The organism is Halopseudomonas sp. SMJS2, from assembly GCF_029866945.1.
GTDB classification, from domain to species: Bacteria; Pseudomonadota; Gammaproteobacteria; order Pseudomonadales; family Pseudomonadaceae; genus Halopseudomonas; species Halopseudomonas bauzanensis.
The window spans coordinates 2,066,660-2,085,074 of the sequence record NZ_CP123445.1; the positions used below are offsets into that span (position 1 = coordinate 2,066,660).

Here is an 18,415-nt window from a genome sequence, read left to right on the forward strand (position 1 = left end):
GGCCTTGCGAACCTTGTACAGATCAAGCGGCGATTCTATTAGAAGACTTTTGTATATCATACACCCGAGCAGCTCCTACCACGAACAACAACGCAAGTGGTAAGGCAGGAGAAGAGTCCTGAAAAGAGAGCAACAGACCAGATAATAAAAAATAAATACCAATACGGCTTTTAGCACCTGTAAAATACGATGTCACGGAGAGAGCCTTGAGTAACAGCATAAAGTATAGCAAAATAATCGGTATGGAAAACACTCCAAACTTTAGTATAAACTCAACGAAGCCACCGATATTACGTGAATGTCCGTAATAGTGAAGATAGCCTAACGGCGTCCAAAGACGTCCATTGAAGACATCAGGACTATTACCAGCCCCGTTAAAACCATAAAAAGCTAAATTATTGAGCGAAATCGGAATATTTAAGACCCGCCGCATAGCGCCTTGCTGGAGAATCATCTCGGGCTCATTCATCAAGACAAATATCAGCCCCACCATTCTCACGTCTTGGATCTCATTTAAGATGCTAATCAAGGCAGCAGCGGTAATCACAAAAGCCAAGCAAGCTAATATTATAAAAACAAAGAAAGATCTTCTCGCTATGAGAAGCCAAAGCACCGAGATAAGAAAAAAATGTATCCCTGCAGCATAAGCTGATCTTGCGATGACAATATTAGCCACCAAAAAAACAAAACTAATTATCAACACTCTACTAGGTGCTAGCACTTTCCCTTGGACCACTAGAGATAAAACATACAACGCATTCAAAAGATTAAACATTTTGCCTAGAGATGAAGGCTCACCTGTTAAAGATCGAACTCCTCGCCCAGTTTCGCTGTAGGATAAAGCAGCGTCAACGCTGCGTGTAACCGCGAACGCGAGAAACTCTGGATAAAAAAACTGGATCACCCCTACTACTGCATATATAAGAAAGGCAAAATAAATTAATTTTGAATTCAAGAATGCCCCGTAGTACTCAGGATAAAACACATAAAAGAAAAAGATAGCAAATATAGCCAGCAAATATGTCAGCAAATATTTAAACTCAGGAGCCTCTTCTATAAATGCGAAATGGCTCAAGACAAGCCCAGCGCCAAGCAATATAGCCAATACAAAGGAAATACCGACTTTACAATACCATATCAGGAAGACCACACAAAGAAAAGCAGCCAGAAAGAACAGTGGTTGCAAATCCATTTTCGGTACAAAACCAACAAAAGGAAAGTATGCAAATATCGCCGAAAACAGCACCAAGCATGATGCAAACTTATTATTAAGCATAGCCAAGCAAAAACCTCTAATAGGCAAAAAAGAATGAGCTTTACTTTTATGCTATCTCTTTAAATTTACGCTTCAGAACAGAAGCCGCACAATATTTACTGATTGCAAAAAAAACCAGAGCGCTAGAAAAGGCAATAGCCATCATTTCAATACCGCCTCTTGTAGATAAGAATAGACAGAGAAATATAAACAAAGCGGTAGCGGCAAAACTGATATACAAATACAACCGGTCGTAGCCGGCCCCATAAATAACGTAATGCGCGGGCATAGATAAGCTATACGATAGAGCACCAATACTCAGCAGAAAGAAAACCTTATAATTATCCAAAAAAACTCTATCGAGAAAATAATTTGCCGTAATAAAAACTATCAAATTAACTACCACAAGCATTGCGATTGCCGACAGCCCTACGGCTCGCTGATAATCAGCATAAGAATCAAATATATCTGCAGTCTGTCTCGTCCTAATAGATTTAACTAAACGCGGGTAATGCCAAGTAGAAACCCCTGCCTCAATAATACCAACTATGGCAAATACGATCAGACTGTAATATATGTAAACGCCAACCGTTTCATCCGATACAAGATTTTCCACTATAAGCCTATCGCCCCCGACAATAACTCGAAAAAGAAGCGTTGCTACAAGAAGCTTAGACGAAACCTTTATTGCAACCATCACCCATGAAAAACTGGGACGCCATTTTAATTTTAGCTTCTCGGCCCTTATCATTAGGAAGAAAGAAAATACCATTGAAACTAATGAGAACAACACCCATATTATCGCTATAGCAAGAACAGATGATTCTTTACCCCACAGCAGTAGGTATAGCATCGCAAACAAAGACCAAATAAAGCCTCTGAGAAAATTAGCTAATGCCGCCTGGAACGGACGTCCCATTCCAATTAGAAAGCGCGAATTTTCCTGGGCAATAACTTCAAAAAAAACATGCAGCACCAATACAAAGGCAAGAACCATCCCTTCTTGCTGCCATGCATATAAAGCATATATAAAAATCAATGGCAACATCCCTAACAACACCACAAGCAAGGAACTATAGTGATGGGATAAAAGCTCTTCCGAATCGAAAGAAGATGACGAAAGCATAGCCCGCACAGTGTATGTATATATATTCAAACCTAATAAAGACGCAGCCAGAACTACGACCGTCCAATATATCCCAAAGAAACCCAGAGATTCAACGCTCAAATATTTAGCAGCAACAAATAAGACCAAGAACTTGCTTGTCATATTTAAACCCCGCATTACCGCCGAGGCCTGCTGTTTTATCCCTTGATATTTGACATCCATTAATGCACTATCTCCGCTCCATTGAGCTCGGGAGAAAAATAAACCTCTTGGAACTTACGGTACTTCGCGATGTATTCATTAATAGATTGTGCAATCCTGACAACATCTTCAACGCGTTTAACGCGGGACTCTTCGAAGGCAGTGTATGGTAGGCTTGCATATTCACTGCCGGCAAATGTCACAAAGGGAACACCTAACAGGAGCGCATCATTAATCATAGAAGTGGTTTTCCCAACCACCAAATCACAAGATTTTATAAACGCTCTAGGATCACTCATAGCATCAATGCAGTCGATATATTCACTATAATCGGAAGTGTCGCGAGGGTGTATTCTTAGCTTAATAAAAACACCTTCATTACGGGCGTAGCTTATAAGCCCATCTATTATAGGTTTTATCCCGCTGTCCATATTAAAGTTTGGCTGGGTGAGTACACATATCGACTGTACTCTCTCGATTGGCGAGGCTGCAACATAGTTTACATTTTTTACTTTCGTAACGTCCGAGTTTTCTATCGTAGAAAAATTTCTCTTATCCATCATCGTAGAATACGTTCTAACATCTACTCTGGGCAAGCTCGTCACTCTAGTAACATCAAGTGCGAACGTTTGCACAGCAATCATTTTTACTTTACCAAACAATGCTCGAGACTCGAGAAAAGCAATAGGCCCGATAAACTCCGGGGTGATCAGCGCGTCAGCATTGATGTTTTTCTTTTTAAGGCCGCCATAATAGCATATCTTCTCATAATGCTCCCTATATAGAGCAATGGCCAAGCTCTGAACATCCACACGGACGTTATCTAAGAGATAAAAGTAAGCAGATTGTGTTTGGAACTCTTTAAAAAAAGATTTTTTGCTATACAGCTTAGGTGTAATCTTCTCCGATGCTTTAAAATATTTGATGAGCAGCTTCGGTTGTTTGTAACACCTAAACGACGGATTAAAAAGAATACGACTGCCAGAAGGAATATCTAACTCCCTAACAGTTCTTTCGTCTCGAACCACATATATCTTATCAGTGCGCGAGTAATTATTTTTCGAGCATAGATGTGACAAAACCATTTGAAGAGAGACAATGAGAAACTTCATAACAAAAATACAATTTCTTCTAATTATAACTTTCATCTTGCTCGCAACTGAATATTTCGTTTCAACCCTCTTTCCGTCGAAATATTCGACCAGATATTTTAACACCACGCGCCGATCCCACTCTATATTATAGGTGTTATCTCCTTCAGCCCCGGTTATAGGAAAAACATCCGTATCAAGTATAGGATCCAGGAAAACTATAGTTTTCGTCCCTTTTTTAGATGCATAGTCAGATATAACCTTGATGCGCTTATATATTGGATAAAAAAAAGAGAGGTATAAACTGTTCGAAAACAAACGTAACAATAAGTACCGTCCATCGTTCTCACAACAAGCTAATCTGTGACGAAAATCCTCAATAAAAAATCCTCGACCTGCATATTCGATACGCTCGACAACGAGACCTTTCCGGTATAGGAACGCGGCTTCTCCGCATAGCAGAATAACGTCATGAACATGACATCTACTTTTTGCCCGGCTGACGCTTACCGTGACATTAATTATTGCCATTATTCCTCTCTAAATTCAGTATGACGTTGGTCCGTACATTTCTTATGTGATGAAACCTCAGTCAAACTCAACGCCTTTCGGTAAAAGTCAAGAGTGCAGCCTATTTTTTCATTGAGCAAGCCGGGATTATTATAAGGCAATAAAATCATTTCTTGGCTTTTCTCTAATAGCTCACTTGAAAACTCTGTATTTACATCGATATATTGCTTAGTCTTTGCGATAGAATCATACATATATGCAACTCTATCTAACACTGCCAAACCGATCACCTTTCTCCCTAGCGCCAATGGACCGACGTTCGCGTGAAATCTGCTTGCGATCACCAGTTCACTATTAGCATAAACCGAGAAATTAAGCCTCGTGCCGATATCCCCTTGAATACAAGGTGAAACGGTTACTTTATTTCTAACTACAGATTGATCCAGCTTTTCTAATACCGAATATATTGCCTTCAGGTCCGAATAAATATGTGGAACAAATACAACATGGTATTGGTCAGAAATATTGTTCACATATTTCACTAGTGATGTTAGGTATCGCTCTGTTTCGATTTTCTCGCGCCGGCTACTAATCATTGATAGCTGGTCGTCTGTAATATTTATTGCCACATACGGGGTATCAATCAGACGAGAGGTATAGTCGGCTTCACGTTCACCTGTTTCATAGAAAAACCCATTATCCAATATCTCATATACGTTCTCCCAAGTCGCCATCTCATCAGGAAAAATTGACTCCAAGACCTTTATTGAACCATCATTCCTCAAGCCAATTAAAATATTACAATTTTTTGTTAATGCTTGAAAAAACCGTCTAAATTTTTCTTCATTACCTGGCGGTACAGTCCTATGAGGGTGGCATCCAATACTGGAGAATATAGTAGGGACATTTATTTCCGCTACCATCTCGGCATCCATATTAATGGTGGTGCCGCTTGCGCTGCCCTCCACCCAATAATCAAAAAAGCCGCCGCCCCCAACAAATACGATATCATAATCGTTCATTTTCTTTATAAAAGAACGATCAAAACACCTTTTATCTACACCATCATAATTATTATAAAACTTTCTTATTTCTAGTTTATCTATTACATATTCACTGCCAAATCTCGCCAGAATGTTCTCGAATCCGATGTGGCTTAGATTGTCCCCAATATTGCCACTAAAAGAAGCTATGTGTAGAACTTTCATAAGCCTTTCTCCCGAAGAATATATTCCGCGTACTTCCAGTCATCAAGAGTATCTATATCAATATTAATATGCCCATAGCAAATATATGGCCTGACATCTCCGCCAACGAACGTCTTCACCCTGTCAAAATAGCTTACCTTTGCCATATAAAAGGCCCCATTATGCTTATAGACATTCGGTACATCTTGCCGGCGAAGCTGATTCTCCTGTGGGATAAAGGACCTCAGATAGCCGTTATCTTCAATTTCATAAATAAACATAGGGTGCGTCTTGATTTCTTCAACAGCCACAAGTACCGGGGCCTCCTGATCTATACAAGCCATAATCATATCATCGATATCTTTACTTGTACGGAAAGGTGAAGTCGGCTGAAGCAATACAAAATAATCATAGCTGTCATTTATTTCGCCCAAAGCGTGAGTAATAACGTCGATACTACTCGCGGTGTCTTCGGCTAAATTGCTTGGTCGGACGAATGGCACTTCACACCCAACGCTCCGAGCAACAGATATGATATCCGCGTCATCTGATGAAAGTATTGTTTGGTCAATGAAAGACGAGTTTAGGGCGGCATCCACTGTCCATTCGATTAGTGGTTTTCCGCCTAACCGTTTTATATTTTTACCTGGCACTCCTTTCGAACCGCCCCTAGCAGTAACTATTCCAATTATTTTTTTTCCCCGGTACATTAAAAGCTAAGCTCCGTAAAGAACTTTTGCGTTCCATTATTCCAAATATCGCTCATTAGTACATCTATAAACCTTTCAGCACTGTCACCTACCCCATAATGCTCGACAGGCTCGAACCGAAGTCCATTATCGATAGTCTTTATTAATGCTATTAATTGATCCTTATCAAAAGACACATCAAATACTGAATCCCCTTTAAATCTGTTGTGCTGCCTGCTGCCAATATTTATCGTTGGGACTCCGTATACAGGAGCCTCGTGTATTCCTGCGCTTGAATTCCCAATGATAAAATCAGAATTCTTAAGCATTGTTAAAAAATGCTCAAAGCGTATAGAAGGAAATATATGGAAGCGCGGATTATCTTTTAAGACCTCATAAGCATCAAGTATCCATTTTGATCCATTATCATTATTCGGATAAATCAGGATGTAATTCCGCTGGCTTTCGATCAGCGCATCTACAAAAACCCGCGCGTTTTTTGTTGATCATACAATTCAGTAGTAACTGGATGTAGCATTGCTAATGCAAACTTTTCGAATCGAATATTATATCGGTTGCGGGCGGCAGATATACTAGGTAAGGAAGAAGACAACATAATATCTACATCTGGTGAGCCGATGACGTGGATTGAGCTACCGCTTTCGCCTAATTGGATCAGTCTCCGCTTCGCTATGTCACTTGCAACGAAGTGAAAATGTGACATTTTGCTAATAGCATGCCGCATCAACTCGTCCACAGTTCCGGACAGCTCACCCCCTTCTATATGGGCCACCGGGATATTCCTTAAGGCTCCTACCGTGGCGCCGGCCAACGCTTCAACCCTGTCACCATGTACTACTATTAAATCAAACTTGTTTTCGTGCAGATAGCGGCTCAGCCCTGAAATGGTATTAGCTAAAACTATCTCCATATCCTCGCCATCCACTTGGTTCATGTAGAGGAAAGCTTCATCGAACCCTGATTTGTATATCTCTGTAGCAGTATGACCGTATTTAGATAAAAGATGCATGCCTGTCACGAACAACTTGTAATCAAATAAAGAGGAATCCTTAACCTTGTTTATAAGTGGCTTTAGCTTTCCAAAGTCCGCCCGAGTACCTGTTACAAATAGAATTTTCCTTTTCATTCAACGTCCTGCCAGCTAAGATGCTCATCTGCTTCGATATCTTTTGTTGCGACCTTTCCGATCAACCCTTCGTAATGCTCGGCTAGTATCTCACCCGTCCCAGGTCGCTTTACCCAGATATTCGTCTCGCTCAGCTTCTCGCCTTTCTTTATTTTTTTAATACTGACTACGCTTGCAAAGGCAAAGTCTATAGTTACTTGTTCTTCTTGAGTGGCTTCTTTTTTTCCTCCGCGCATTTCCCAAATTAACCGACTCCCTTCTATCAGTTCCCTAGCAGCCACCTCATCCATAGAATTGACAATATCTGGACCTTTGCGTCCCATATGATCCGTAAAATGCCGCTCTAATATAGAGGCACCTAGCGCTACCGCCGCGAAACAAGCATGGTTGCTTGTCGTGTGATCCGAGAGGCCGGTAAGGTGCTTGGGAAATGCAAGTTGCATCTCCTTTAATGCACCGAGTCTCACAAGTCTCGCTGGCGTGGGGTATAAGTTTGTGGTGTGGAGTAAAGCAACAGGAACGGAACGGTCGTCAAATATAGCGACTGCTTTTTTAATGCTATCGATATTATTCATGCCCGTACTAAGAATAACAGGCTTGCCGAAACTAGCAATATGTTTTAACAAAGGGTAATTATTGCATTCGCCTGAACCAATCTTATATGCGGGCACATCCATTCTTTCTAACCTATCAGCCGCTGCTCTTGAGAACGGTGTGCTGATAAAAATCATGCCTTTGGATTCCACATACTTCTTTAACTCTACTTCCTGACTTTCATCCAAGCTGCATCTGCGCATCACTTCGTATATAGAGACATCTGTATTGCCTGGTATAACTTTTTTTGCCCTGGACGACATTTCATCATCTATGACATGTGTTTGATGTTTCACCACCTCTATCCCAGCTCTGGAAGCTGAGTCAACCATTTCAAATGCCGTCTCCAAAGACCCCTCATGGTTGATCCCAACTTCGGCAATCACAAGAGGTGCATAGTCTGAACCAACTTCTCTACCATCAATATTGAAGCTCATATCTTTCATATCTCCACCTATGTCGACATACAGCAACCAAAGTCGACCAATGATTTTACCAGATTCCTTTGGTATCGATGACAAAGCCTTGCTCTGGCTTATTTGTTTTGAATTCTTTATGGTCAACCAACATAACATGTATATCGGCTTTCCCCAGTGCTTCAGATAGCCCAACCAACTTTACACCATTTAAACCTTGAGGAGTTTCAGAGATATTTGGTTCAACTATAATTAGCCGACCAAAATTCTGTTTACATATGTCTTTTGCGATATTCAAAGCCGGGCTTTCTCGCAAGTCGTCAATGTCAGGCTTAAAGGCCAGCCCGTAGCAAGCTATAGTTAAACTATCAATACTTTTTCCTTCCTTTAACACCAACTCTATTGCTTCTTCAACTTTAGCCAACACCCAACGGGGCTTTGCATCGTTAATATTTCTTGCAGAACGGATCAGCTTGGCATCGTCCGGCGCCCCACTGACGATGAACCATGGGTCTACGGCTATACAATGCCCGCCGACACCCGGACCCGGTTGGAGAATATTAACTCGAGGATGTCGGTTGGCGAGTTGAATCAGCTCCCAAACGTTGATATCTAGCTTGTCGCAGATCATTGAAAGCTCATTGGCAAACGCAATATTCACATCACGAAAACTATTTTCGGTCAACTTACACATTTCAGCCGTACGAGCATTGGTAGTAACACACTCACCCTCTACAAAAGTCTTGTAAAGTTCACATGCGACTTCCGAGCATCTTGGGGTCATACCGCCAATAATGCGATCATTCTGTACCAACTCACGCAATACATGGCCTGGTAAAACCCGTTCGGGGCAATGAGCAACGCGAATATCGGACTCCTCACCCAATGTTTGTGGAAAGCTAATATCGGGGCGGGCCTCGGCGAGCCATTCAGCCATCTGCTCAGTAGCGCCCACGGGGGATGTAGATTCAAGAATTACCAAATTTCCTTTTTTAAGTACGGGTGCGATCGCCTTGGCAGCTGATTCGATATAGCTCAGATCTGGATCATGATTATCGCCTTTGAAAGGGGTCGGCACCGCTATCAGAAACGCATCTGCCGGCTCAGGGGTAGTAGTAGCCCGCAGGTAACCTTCCTTTACCGCAGCGTGCACCACCATATCCAAGTCAGGCTCAACGATATGAATCTCTCCACGATTAATCGTGTCGACGGCCTTTTGGTTGACATCCACCCCAATTACTTTGATTTTGCGCGAAGCAAATACTGCGGCGGTCGGCAGGCCAATGTAACCAAGGCCAATCATGGAAATGGTGTTGAACTGCATTTTTTAGATCCTTAATAAATTATGTTGTGGTATTTAATCAGTTCGTGTGCCAAGTCCGCAGGCTTTCGCGAATACGCTTACATGCCTGGCCATCCCCATAGGGATTATGCGCTCGCGACATTGTCGTATAGGCCTGCTCGTCATTAAGCAGAGCCTCTAGATTTTTGCGAATGACTGATACTTCTGTGCCGACCAGCTTAACTGTTCCGGCTTCAACCGCTTCAGGGCGCTCGGTTGTATCACGCATGACCAAAACCGGCTTGCCTAGTGAAGGGGCTTCTTCCTGAATTCCGCCTGAATCAGTGAGGATGATATAGGCGCGGTTCATCAGGTAGACAAAGGGCAAGTAGTCCAACGGCTCAATTAGGTGCACGTTAGTGATGCCCTGCAACAGACGATTTACCGGCTCACTGACATTGGGATTAAGATGTACCGGGTAAAGTATTTCAACATCTGGGTGCGCCTTGGCGGTATCGACCAATGCTTGACAGATCCGCTCGAAGCCGCCACCGAAGCTCTCACGACGGTGGCCAGTCACCAGAATCAGCTTCTTCTTTGTGTCAAGAAAGCTGAATTGTTCTTTGAATATCTGCTGCAGTTGCTGATTGCTGTCGAGTTTGGCTACCACATCCAGCAACGCATCGATGACAGTATTACCTGTTACTTCAATGCTGCTTTCCTTTATGCCTTCGTTGAGCAAGTTCTGTTTCGACGTGGCCGTGGGCGCAAAGTGCAACGTGGTCAGTGTACCGGTGAGTTTACGATTACCCTCCTCCGGCCATGGGGAATAGATGTTACCGGTACGCAGTCCAGCTTCCACATGCCCCACTGGGATTTGTTGGTAGTAGGCTGCGAGGGTCGCGGCAAAGGTAGTTGCTGTATCGCCATGAACCAGGACGATATCAGGTTTTAATTCAGCTAGTACGATTTTTAGGCCTTGCAAAATGCCGGTAGTGACGTCAGTCAGATCTTGACCGGGCTTCATGATGTTCAGGTCGTAATCTGGCTTGAGCTCGAATAGGCCCAGTACCTGATCCAGCATTTCGCGATGCTGGCCGGTTACGCATACTTTTGCGTCAAACCTTTCGTCTTCTGCCAATTGGAGTGCCAAGGGGGCCATTTTGATGGCTTCTGGCCTGGTGCCGAATACGCACAGGGTTTTGAGCTTATTCATTGGTCTACCTTTTTGCTTGGCAGGGCTTTGCCCTGCTTTCATCGAGCTGGTGCTCGACGTTCCCAGGAAAGGGAGCATCGGAGCGATTGATTATTCCACTGTGACGGACTTGGCCAAGTTTCTGGGCTTATCTACGTCAGTGCCTTTTACCAGCGCCACGTGGTAACTGAGCAGTTGTAGCGGCAGGGTATAGATGATGGGTGAAACGCTTTCATATACCCAAGGCATCTTGATGTGAGTGATACCTTCGCCATTGTCCAGCTCTGCCCTTTCGCAGGCAAAATTGATCAACTGGCCACCACGGGCTCGGACTTCCTGCAGGTTGGATTTGAGCTTTTCCAGCAGGCTATCGCTGGGGGCGACGCTGACCACGGGCATGTCTTCATCCACCAGTGCAAGGGGGCCGTGTTTCAGTTCGCCGGCGGCGTAGGCCTCGGCATGGATGTAGGAGATTTCCTTGAGCTTGAGCGCTCCTTCCATGGCGATGGGGTAATGGGTGCCGCGGCCGAGGAATAATGCGTGATGCTTGTTGGCAAAGCTCGCAGCCAGGGCTTCGATTTCGCCATTCAGCTCAAGAGTTTGCGCAGTGAGTGCCGGCAGGTTGCGTAATGCACGCACGTTGGCGGCGATCAGCTCATTGGCGCGGCCACGCTCCTGGGCCAGAGCGGTAGCCAACCACAGCAACGCCACCAGTTGGGTGGTAAAAGCTTTAGTGGAAGCAACACCAATTTCCGGTCCGGCCTGGGTAAGCAGTCGCCAATCCGCTTCGCGCACCAGGGAGCTGCCGGCCACGTTGCAGATGGCCAGGGTGCTGAGGTAGCCCTGAGTCTTCGCATGGCGCAGAGCGGCCAAGGTGTCTGCGGTTTCCCCAGATTGGGAGATGGTAATAAGAAGAGTGTTTGCCGGTACGGCGACCTGGCGATAACGGAACTCGCTGGCCACTTCCACCTGGCATGGCAGGCCGGCCTGTTCTTCGATCCAGTAACGGGCAACCAATCCGGCATGGTAGCTGGTACCGCAGGCAACGATGTGGATGTTCTCGATATCCTTGAGACGGGTTTCTGCATCCGGCCCGAGGATAGCAGTAAGAACATGGTCATCCCCCAGAATGCCGCTCAGGGTATTGGCGATGGCAGCGGGCTGCTCATGAATTTCCTTGAGCATGTAGTGACGGTATTCACCTTTTTCCAGGCTATGCGCGGCATGCTCGTAGCGCAGCACCGCATATTCCATCGGTACGTTCTGCTTATTCCAGATTTCCCGGCTTTCCAGGGTTAGGCGGGCGTGGTCGCCTTCGTCCAGGTAGATGAACTGGTCAGTTACCTGCAGCAGGGCCAACGGATCGGAGGCGATAAAGCGTTCTTCACTGCCTTCACCAATGACCAGCGGGCTGCCCATCCGGGCACAATAGAGGGTATCAGGTTCATCCTGGTGAATGACGCCCAGCGCATAAGCGCCGTGCAGCTCTGTCAGGGTGGTGCGGAAGGCGCAGAGCAGGTTCTGCTTTTGCTTGTAGTTGTGGGCCAGCAGGTGGGCAACAACTTCGGTGTCGGTATCAGATGTGAACGTGTAGCCCAGGTCCGTTAGCTTCTTACGCAGAGCACCGTGATTTTCGATGATCCCGTTGTGAACGACGGCCAGGCGCTCGGACAGATGTGGGTGGGCGTTGTGTTCGGCTGGCTTGCCGTGGGTGGCCCAGCGGGTGTGGGCGATGCCCAGGTGGCCGTGGGCTGGTGACAATTCCAGAGCATTTTCCAGCTCTGCCACCTTGCCGGCAGCACGTACGCGCTTGATGCCGTTGCCGGTAGCCAGTACGGCCACACCGGCTGAGTCGTAGCCGCGGTATTCAAGGCGGCGCAAGCCTTCAATAAGGATGGGAGTGATGTTGCGTTTGGCTACTGCACCTACGATTCCGCACATATATTCTTCCTGCTGGATGCTGTGTTTTGTGTTTCAGTCGAACTATGACTGCGTGCGCATCCGTGCCCCGTTATGGCGCTCTCACGCTGGCCTTGGCCACGCTACCGCCCCAAGATTTGATGTCGATCTCTTGAGGACATATCCATTTTCAGATTTTGACGCCGACATATTGGCGCAGCGGCTCTAAGACCGCGCCATTTTCGGAATGTTCAGATTGATTTGAGTTGCTGTATTGGTATACGGATCTGCTGTTCACGGTGCAGCATAGTTAGCAAAATGATGGCACGCTCGTCACCGTCAGACTTGCAGAAGATAGCATCCAGATCTTTGAAAGGGCCTTCAGTTACCATCACTTTGCCACCCTCTTCAAACAGGGGCCTGCCATGAATAGTGGCCAATCGCGACTGCAAGTTATCAATTATCTCGTCCGCTACCGCCAGGGGTTCATTAGCAAAGGTCACCAGCCGCAGCACCCCGCGGGTAGAGCGGATGCTGTGCCAGTTGTCGGTGAGCCTGCACAGGTTTATGAAAAGATAACCGGGAAATAGTGGCTGTTTTGTGACAACTTTCTTGCCCTGCTGGATCTTCTCTACCGTATGAACGGGGCAATAACAGGGAAAGTGTTGGTTGCGCAGGTTCTCAGCGGCTCTCGCCTCTTGCCGTGGCTTGCACTGGATGAGGTACCATTGTGCTGCTGCAGAGTCTTTAGCCACGTTACTTTTCCTTTTTTCTAGCGCGGCCCTCGGAAAAGGCATCTTGCTTAATGCCGCCGACCATGTCGCAAGGGCTGAGATATTACTCAGCCTAGGCTCACTGTTACAAGTCCTGAACGCCTCTATCACAGGACTTTTCGTGCATCACAGTTGCTCTAGCATTCGCATAATTATCTTGCAACTGGCATTTCGCTATATACCGTCACTCGCCGGGAATAAGAATTTCAAACACATGTTTGCGTGAGCTCGCTTTTTCCCGCAGCTTCACCGCCAGCGCTTGCTTGGCACCGTTGTCACCATGCACCAGCCGCACCTCCGCCGGCCAGTGGCGCATGCGGGTGATGAAGTTGACCAGGCCTTTTTGATCGGCGTGTGCTGAGTATCCACCCAAGGTGGTCACCCCAGCGCGAATATTGAAACGCTCCCCTTCCACGTCCACATAACCGCCCTGCGGACCGTATTGCTGAATGGCTCGGCCCGGGGTGCCAGCGGCCTGATAACCAGTGAAAATAACGTTATGGCGGGGCTCTCCCAACATGGCCTTCAGGTAGTTGACGATGCGGCCCGCACTGCACATGCCGTTACCGGTAATGACGATAGCCGGCTGGCGGGTCTGGGCCAGGCGATTGACCATGGCCTGGTGCTGGGCGTGGGTATTGACCGTGAGCAACTGATCGAAACCCAGCGGTTTATGCCCCTTGGCCACACGAGCCAATGCTTCCTTGGCCCAATAGGGTTTTAGTTCACGGTAAAGCTGGGTGAAGCGGGTCGCCAGAGGTGCATCAAGGATGACCGGCATCTGGCTCCAGTCACCCTTCTGGCTGGAGATGATGCTTTCCAGTTCGTGAAGTAACTCCTGGGTGCGACCGATGCTGAACGCCGGGATGAGCACGGTACCGCCATCGGCCAGCGCCTGCTCCAGTGCCGCTTGAAAGCGTTGACGGCGCGTGCGGCGGTCTTCGTGCAGGCGGTCGCCGTAGGTGCTTTCCAATACCACTACATCTGCGCGATAGGGGGTGTCGGGAGGCGGCAGCAAAGGGGCATGGGGCGCCCCTAGATCGCCGGAAAAGATGATGCGACGACTGCGACTTTCCTTCGGGTAATGCGCATCGAATTCTACCCAGGCAGAGCCGAGAATATGCCCTGCTCGCTGAAAGCGAACTTTGCAGCGCAGATCGGGTTGCTCGATCAGGGTTGTCCATTCCCGGTAGGGCTTGCCGTTGAGCATGGGCTGGACCAGCTTGATAAAGCGCTCGGCCAATTGAGCGTCACGCTGGATGCCGACCATGAAGGCATCTTCCAGCACGGTGGGCAGCAGTTTGGCGGAGGGCTCGGTGCAGTAGATGGGGCCTTTGAAGCCGGCGGCCAACAGCCAGGGCAGACGGCCTACGTGGTCTATGTGAACATGGGTAAGCACCAGAGCTTGCACGCTGCCTAACGGGAATTCGATGCTGAGATCGTTGGCTTTGGCGCCTCGATTGGAGGCTTCAGCGCCCTGGAACAGGCCGCAATCGATCAGTACGCTGGCGGTTGGGCTCAAGTGGAGTTGGTGACAGGAGCCGGTGACGCCGTTGGTGGCGCCGTGGTGTTCGATGTGGGGGTAGTGGGTCATGGAAGTCCTTTTCTTGTTTTTGGTTATTGCGCCCCGGGTCGTGCTTGGGTGTTGCGCTTGAGAAAGCGTACCGTAAGGAGGCCGCAGGCCGGGGTGGTGGCTTTGTAGACTGTGGTCGAGTAGACATTCTTAAAACAATTGAGCTGCCGTCATTAAAGTGGCATATACGCCATGCATGCTTCAGCACTTCTTGACCTTGATAGGGGTTCTATCTACAGTTGCGAACTTGATCGCCTGCCTATTTACGGATGCCACGGTACTGCATGTTCAAATCTATTCTGGTTGTTTGTGTGGGCAATATTTGCCGTAGCCCCACTGGCGAAGCCCTGTTGAAACAGAAGTTGGCAGGAAGAGACATAACCATAAGCTCAGCGGGGCTTGGCGCACTGGTTGGCAAGCCGGTGGATGTTACTGCTGCGGAGTTCCTCGACACCGCGGGCTGCCCCCTCCCTGACCACCAGGCTCGCCAACTCACTCCCGAGATGTTGCGCGAGGCTGATCTGGTGTTGGCAATGGAGCAACGCCACCTGCAATCTATCCATTCACTCGCGCCTGAAGCACGGGGTAAAACTTTTTTGTTCTCCAAGTGGTCTGATGGGCGGGATGTGCCTGACCCCTACCGTCAGCAGCGCCCCGCTTTTGAGCATGTGTTCAAGATTCTGGATAACGCCGCCACTGCCTGGTTGCCTTATCTCAAGTGATGTTTTTTTCGGTTATAGAGAGCCCCTGATGCAGAATACGCCTGCCGTTGCGCCACCCAAATCCAGTGATGAAATCGATCTATTGGCGCTGCTGGGCGCACTGCTGGACAACAAGGCCATCATCATTGCCTGTACCGCTTTCTTTGCCATGGTAGGTATTGCTTATGCGTTGTTGAGCACGCCGGTCTATCAAGCCAATGGCATGATCCAGATTGAAGAAAAGTCCTCTGGCGTTGGCAGCTTGCTGGGTGACAGTGAAATGTTCGCTACCAGCTCTCCTGCCGTAACCGAGATCGAGTTGCTCAAGTCCCGTCAGGTGATTGGCCAGGCTGTAGACAATCTCAAGCTGACCATTGTTGCCGAGCCCAAGTTGTTTCCGGTGATTGGCCCCTTTATGAATCGCCGTTTTCAGCCAGAGCCTGATCAACCCGTGGCTGGAGCCTTTCTCGGCTTTGGCAGCTTCGCCTGGGGTGGCGAGCGTATTGACATATTCCAGCTTGAAGTACCGCCAGCCTATGAAGGAAAACCACTGATCCTGGTAGCGGGTGAGAATGGTGCTTACACCCTCCTCAATGAAGATGGCCGGGACCTAGTGACCGGCAAAGTGGGTGCAGCCATAAACGTTGATGGCTTCAAGATCCAGGTGGCCGAGCTGACTGCCCGCCCCGGTACTGAGTTTGAACTCGTGAAACGTGGCCGACTGAGTACTATTCTGAGCTTCCAACGCCAGATTGATGCCAGCGAGAAAGGCAAGGATTCCGGCATCCTTTCCGTCGCTCTTCAGCATACCAAGCCCGCCTTCGCCATAGCGGTATTGGATGAGATCAGCCGGCTGTATGTGCGCCAGAACGTTGAGCGCAAATCCGCTGAGGCCCAACAGAGCCTGGAGTTCCTGACCGACCAGCTACCCAAAGTACGCAAGGATCTGGAGCAGGCCGAGAATGCACTGAACGCCTACCAGGCCAGCGCGGGTTCGGTGGACATCACCATCGAAACCCAGTCCGTATTGAATCAGGTCGTGGAACTGGAAGCGGCCATTTCCGAACTCACCCTCAAGCGCGAAGAGCTGCAACGCCGTTTTACCCGCGACCACCCCAGCTATCAGGCGCTGATCAGCCAGATGGGCCAGCTGGAAACCCGACGGGACCGCCTGCTTGAAGAAGTCGGCGGCCTGCCGGAAACCCAGCAGGAACTGCTGCGCCTGACCCGTGATGTGCAGGTGAGTACCGAGATATACACCCAGATGCTGAATAAATCCCAGGAACTGGATGTGATGCGCGCGGGTACCGTAGGTAACGTGCGCATTATCGATAATGCTGCTGTGGATACCAGCGCGCCGGTCAAGCCGAAGAAAGCATTGATTGTTGTATTGGCTACTCTGCTGGGAGGCATGCTGGGCGTCGCTATCGCCTTGATCCGGCATGCGCTGAACCGTGGCATTGAGAACCCCGAGTTGATCGAGCAGATCGGCTTGCCGGTCTATGCCTCGATACCCTTCAGCAAGGACCAGGAAGTAATGGAGCGCGGCTTCAAGGGTAAACCCTCCCATGTCCAGGGCTCGCACCTGCTTGCGGCTACCAACCCGGCAGACCTGTCGATTGAGGCGCTGCGCAGCCTGCGCACCAGCCTGCACTTCGCCATGATGGAGGCGAAAAACAATATCCTGATGATTTCCGGCCCCAGCCCGGGGGTGGGCAAGTCGTTCGTCTCGGCCAACCTGGCAGCCATCGTGGCCCAGAGTGGCCAGAAGGTGGTGCTGGTCGATGCCGATATGCGTAAGGGCTACCTGCACAAGCTGGTCAATATGAGCCCGGACGCTGGCCTCTCGGGATTGCTGGTGCATACCCACACCCTGGCCGATGTAATGCATAAGACCGAGGTAGAGGGCATGCATTTCATCAGCCGAGGTACCATTCCGCCGAACCCGTCAGAGCTGTTGATGCATTCCAATTTCCAGGCTCTGCTGGATCAACTCAGTTCGATGTATGACCTTGTCATTGTCGATACACCGCCTATTCTTGCTGTGACTGACGCCGCCCTGGTGGGCAGACTGGCTGGCACCAGCCTGATCGTGACCCGCTTTGGCCTTAACCCGGTGAAGGAAGTGGAGCTGACCGTACAGCGCTTCCGCAATAACGGTATCGAGATCAAGGGCGCCATCTTCAATGCGGTGGAGAAGAAGGCAGCAGCGTACGGCAATTACGGCTATTATCAGTACGAATACAAGTCGGACGCCAAATAAATCAGTTTGCAATATGGAACCATTATGGTTTAGTGGGTTCCCATGGGTAACCAAGTCGGTATAATCCGACAGACACTAACTTTTAAGGAGTCGGGTTATGAAAAAACAAGCAATCGCATTGGTGGCCAGTGGTCTTCTGCTCGCCTCCGGTTTTACTTTCGCTCAGCAGGGCGCGCCCGCTGAAACAGGCGCACCGGCAGCTGCCGCTGGCACTAGCGCTGGCGCAGGTACAGGTGCAGCTGCAGGCACCCTGGGTTCCTACGGTGGCGTAGCACTGGGTGTTGCGGCTGTGGGCCTGGCTGTAGCAGCGGCTTCCGATAGCGACAGCAGTGGTGGCACTTCGACCTCAACATCGACAAGCACTTCCACCACCACCAACTGATCTATCGTTGCGGCTGGAAAGAGCCACCTGAAACCTTGCTTCAGGTGGCTTTTTTTTACTTGGAACACCACGGAAGAATACCAATCATGATCCGATTCCCGCTTGTCGCTCTGGGCGCCTCCACCCTTCTCCTCCAGGCTTGCATGTTC

15 protein-coding genes are annotated in these 18,415 nt (G+C 48.4%); 3 read left to right on the forward strand and 12 right to left on the reverse strand.

The annotated features are described in order from the left end of the window. Positions 1-22: 22 nt before the first annotated feature. The 12 genes from QAO71_RS09640 to QAO71_RS09695 form a co-directional block, all read right to left on the reverse strand. Positions 23-1,282, reverse strand: a complete 1,260-nt coding sequence (locus tag QAO71_RS09640) for a hypothetical protein (RefSeq protein ID WP_280164253.1) — start codon at positions 1,280-1,282, stop codon at positions 23-25. A gap of 40 nt (positions 1,283-1,322) precedes the next feature. Then, positions 1,323-2,585 (reverse strand): hypothetical protein, encoded by a 1,263-nt coding sequence (locus tag QAO71_RS09645; protein ID WP_280164254.1) that lies wholly within the window; start codon positions 2,583-2,585, stop codon positions 1,323-1,325. After that, complete coding sequence (locus tag QAO71_RS09650) at positions 2,585-4,186, reverse strand: hypothetical protein (protein ID WP_280164255.1); 1,602 nt, start codon at positions 4,184-4,186, stop codon at positions 2,585-2,587. Before QAO71_RS09650 ends, QAO71_RS09645 begins: the two co-directional genes overlap by 1 nt. Further along, positions 4,186-5,373, reverse strand: a complete 1,188-nt coding sequence (locus QAO71_RS09655; protein ID WP_280164256.1) for a polysaccharide pyruvyl transferase family protein — start codon at positions 5,371-5,373, stop codon at positions 4,186-4,188. The genes QAO71_RS09650 and QAO71_RS09655 overlap by 1 nt, the downstream gene beginning before the upstream one ends. After that, positions 5,370-6,062 carry an acylneuraminate cytidylyltransferase family protein gene (locus QAO71_RS09660; RefSeq protein ID WP_280164257.1) on the reverse strand — a complete coding sequence of 231 codons (693 nt, stop codon included), beginning with the start codon at positions 6,060-6,062 and terminating at the stop codon, positions 5,370-5,372. The genes QAO71_RS09655 and QAO71_RS09660 overlap by 4 nt, the downstream gene beginning before the upstream one ends. A 457-nt stretch (positions 6,063-6,519) precedes the next feature. Beyond that, positions 6,520-7,188 (reverse strand): UDP-N-acetylglucosamine 2-epimerase, encoded by a 669-nt coding sequence (gene neuC / locus QAO71_RS09665; RefSeq protein WP_280164258.1) that lies wholly within the window; start codon positions 7,186-7,188, stop codon positions 6,520-6,522. After that, entirely contained in the window at positions 7,185-8,228 is a 1,044-nt protein-coding gene (locus tag QAO71_RS09670; RefSeq protein ID WP_280164259.1) for an N-acetylneuraminate synthase family protein, read from the reverse strand. Before QAO71_RS09670 ends, neuC begins: the two co-directional genes overlap by 4 nt. 46 nt (positions 8,229-8,274) lie before the next feature. Beyond that, the gene (gene wecC / locus QAO71_RS09675; protein ID WP_280164260.1) at positions 8,275-9,522 is read right to left on the reverse strand and encodes a UDP-N-acetyl-D-mannosamine dehydrogenase; all 1,248 of its coding nucleotides are present in this window, start codon (positions 9,520-9,522) and stop codon (positions 8,275-8,277) included. Positions 9,523-9,559: 37 nt separating this feature from the next. Then, entirely contained in the window at positions 9,560-10,696 is a 1,137-nt protein-coding gene (wecB, locus tag QAO71_RS09680; protein ID WP_280164261.1) for a UDP-N-acetylglucosamine 2-epimerase (non-hydrolyzing), read from the reverse strand. Between the two features lie 90 nt (positions 10,697-10,786). Further along, positions 10,787-12,616, reverse strand: a complete 1,830-nt coding sequence (glmS, locus tag QAO71_RS09685) for a glutamine--fructose-6-phosphate transaminase (isomerizing) (protein WP_280164262.1) — start codon at positions 12,614-12,616, stop codon at positions 10,787-10,789. A 209-nt stretch (positions 12,617-12,825) separates the two neighbouring features. Beyond that, positions 12,826-13,329, reverse strand: coding sequence for a transcription/translation regulatory transformer protein RfaH (gene rfaH, locus QAO71_RS09690; protein ID WP_074778333.1), 504 nt, complete (start codon positions 13,327-13,329; stop codon positions 12,826-12,828). Positions 13,330-13,531: 202 nt separating this feature from the next. After that, the gene (locus tag QAO71_RS09695; protein ID WP_280164263.1) at positions 13,532-14,941 is read right to left on the reverse strand and encodes an MBL fold metallo-hydrolase; all 1,410 of its coding nucleotides are present in this window, start codon (positions 14,939-14,941) and stop codon (positions 13,532-13,534) included. Positions 14,942-15,204: 263 nt separating this feature from the next. Between QAO71_RS09695 and QAO71_RS09700 the strand changes: the two genes are divergently transcribed. From QAO71_RS09700 to QAO71_RS09710, 3 genes are all read left to right on the forward strand, one after another. Next, complete coding sequence (locus tag QAO71_RS09700; protein WP_036990261.1) at positions 15,205-15,642, forward strand: low molecular weight protein-tyrosine-phosphatase; 438 nt, start codon at positions 15,205-15,207, stop codon at positions 15,640-15,642. 28 nt (positions 15,643-15,670) lie between these two features. Beyond that, a complete protein-coding gene (locus QAO71_RS09705) occupies positions 15,671-17,884 on the forward strand; it encodes a polysaccharide biosynthesis tyrosine autokinase (protein WP_280164264.1) in 2,214 nt (737 codons plus the stop codon). Positions 17,885-17,981: 97 nt separating this feature from the next. Next, on the forward strand, positions 17,982-18,266 hold the full coding sequence (locus QAO71_RS09710) for a hypothetical protein (protein ID WP_280164265.1): 285 nt from the start codon (positions 17,982-17,984) through the stop codon (positions 18,264-18,266). Positions 18,267-18,415 lie beyond the last annotated feature (149 nt).

Bases quoted from the DNA above. Each gene is read 5' to 3' on its own strand.
- QAO71_RS09645 (WP_280164254.1), bottom strand. From the start codon at position 2,585: ATGGATGTCAAATATCAAGGGATAAAACAGCAGGCCTCGGCGGTAATG.
- QAO71_RS09650 (WP_280164255.1), bottom strand. From the start codon at position 4,186: ATGGCAATAATTAATGTCACGGTAAGCGTCAGCCGGGCAAAAAGTAGA.
- QAO71_RS09655 (WP_280164256.1), bottom strand. From the start codon at position 5,373: ATGAAAGTTCTACACATAGCTTCTTTTAGTGGCAATATTGGGGACAAT.
- QAO71_RS09660 (WP_280164257.1), bottom strand. From the start codon at position 6,062: ATGTACCGGGGAAAAAAAATAATTGGAATAGTTACTGCTAGGGGCGGT.
- neuC (WP_280164258.1), bottom strand. From the start codon at position 7,188: ATGAAAAGGAAAATTCTATTTGTAACAGGTACTCGGGCGGACTTTGGA.
- QAO71_RS09670 (WP_280164259.1), bottom strand. From the start codon at position 8,228: ATGAAAGATATGAGCTTCAATATTGATGGTAGAGAAGTTGGTTCAGAC.
- wecC (WP_280164260.1), bottom strand. From the start codon at position 9,522: ATGCAGTTCAACACCATTTCCATGATTGGCCTTGGTTACATTGGCCTG.
- wecB (WP_280164261.1), bottom strand. From the start codon at position 10,696: ATGAATAAGCTCAAAACCCTGTGCGTATTCGGCACCAGGCCAGAAGCC.
- glmS (WP_280164262.1), bottom strand. From the start codon at position 12,616: ATGTGCGGAATCGTAGGTGCAGTAGCCAAACGCAACATCACTCCCATC.
- QAO71_RS09695 (WP_280164263.1), bottom strand. From the start codon at position 14,941: ATGACCCACTACCCCCACATCGAACACCACGGCGCCACCAACGGCGTC.
- QAO71_RS09700 (WP_036990261.1), top strand. From the start codon at position 15,205: ATGTTCAAATCTATTCTGGTTGTTTGTGTGGGCAATATTTGCCGTAGC.
- QAO71_RS09705 (WP_280164264.1), top strand. From the start codon at position 15,671: ATGCAGAATACGCCTGCCGTTGCGCCACCCAAATCCAGTGATGAAATC.
- QAO71_RS09710 (WP_280164265.1), top strand. From the start codon at position 17,982: ATGAAAAAACAAGCAATCGCATTGGTGGCCAGTGGTCTTCTGCTCGCC.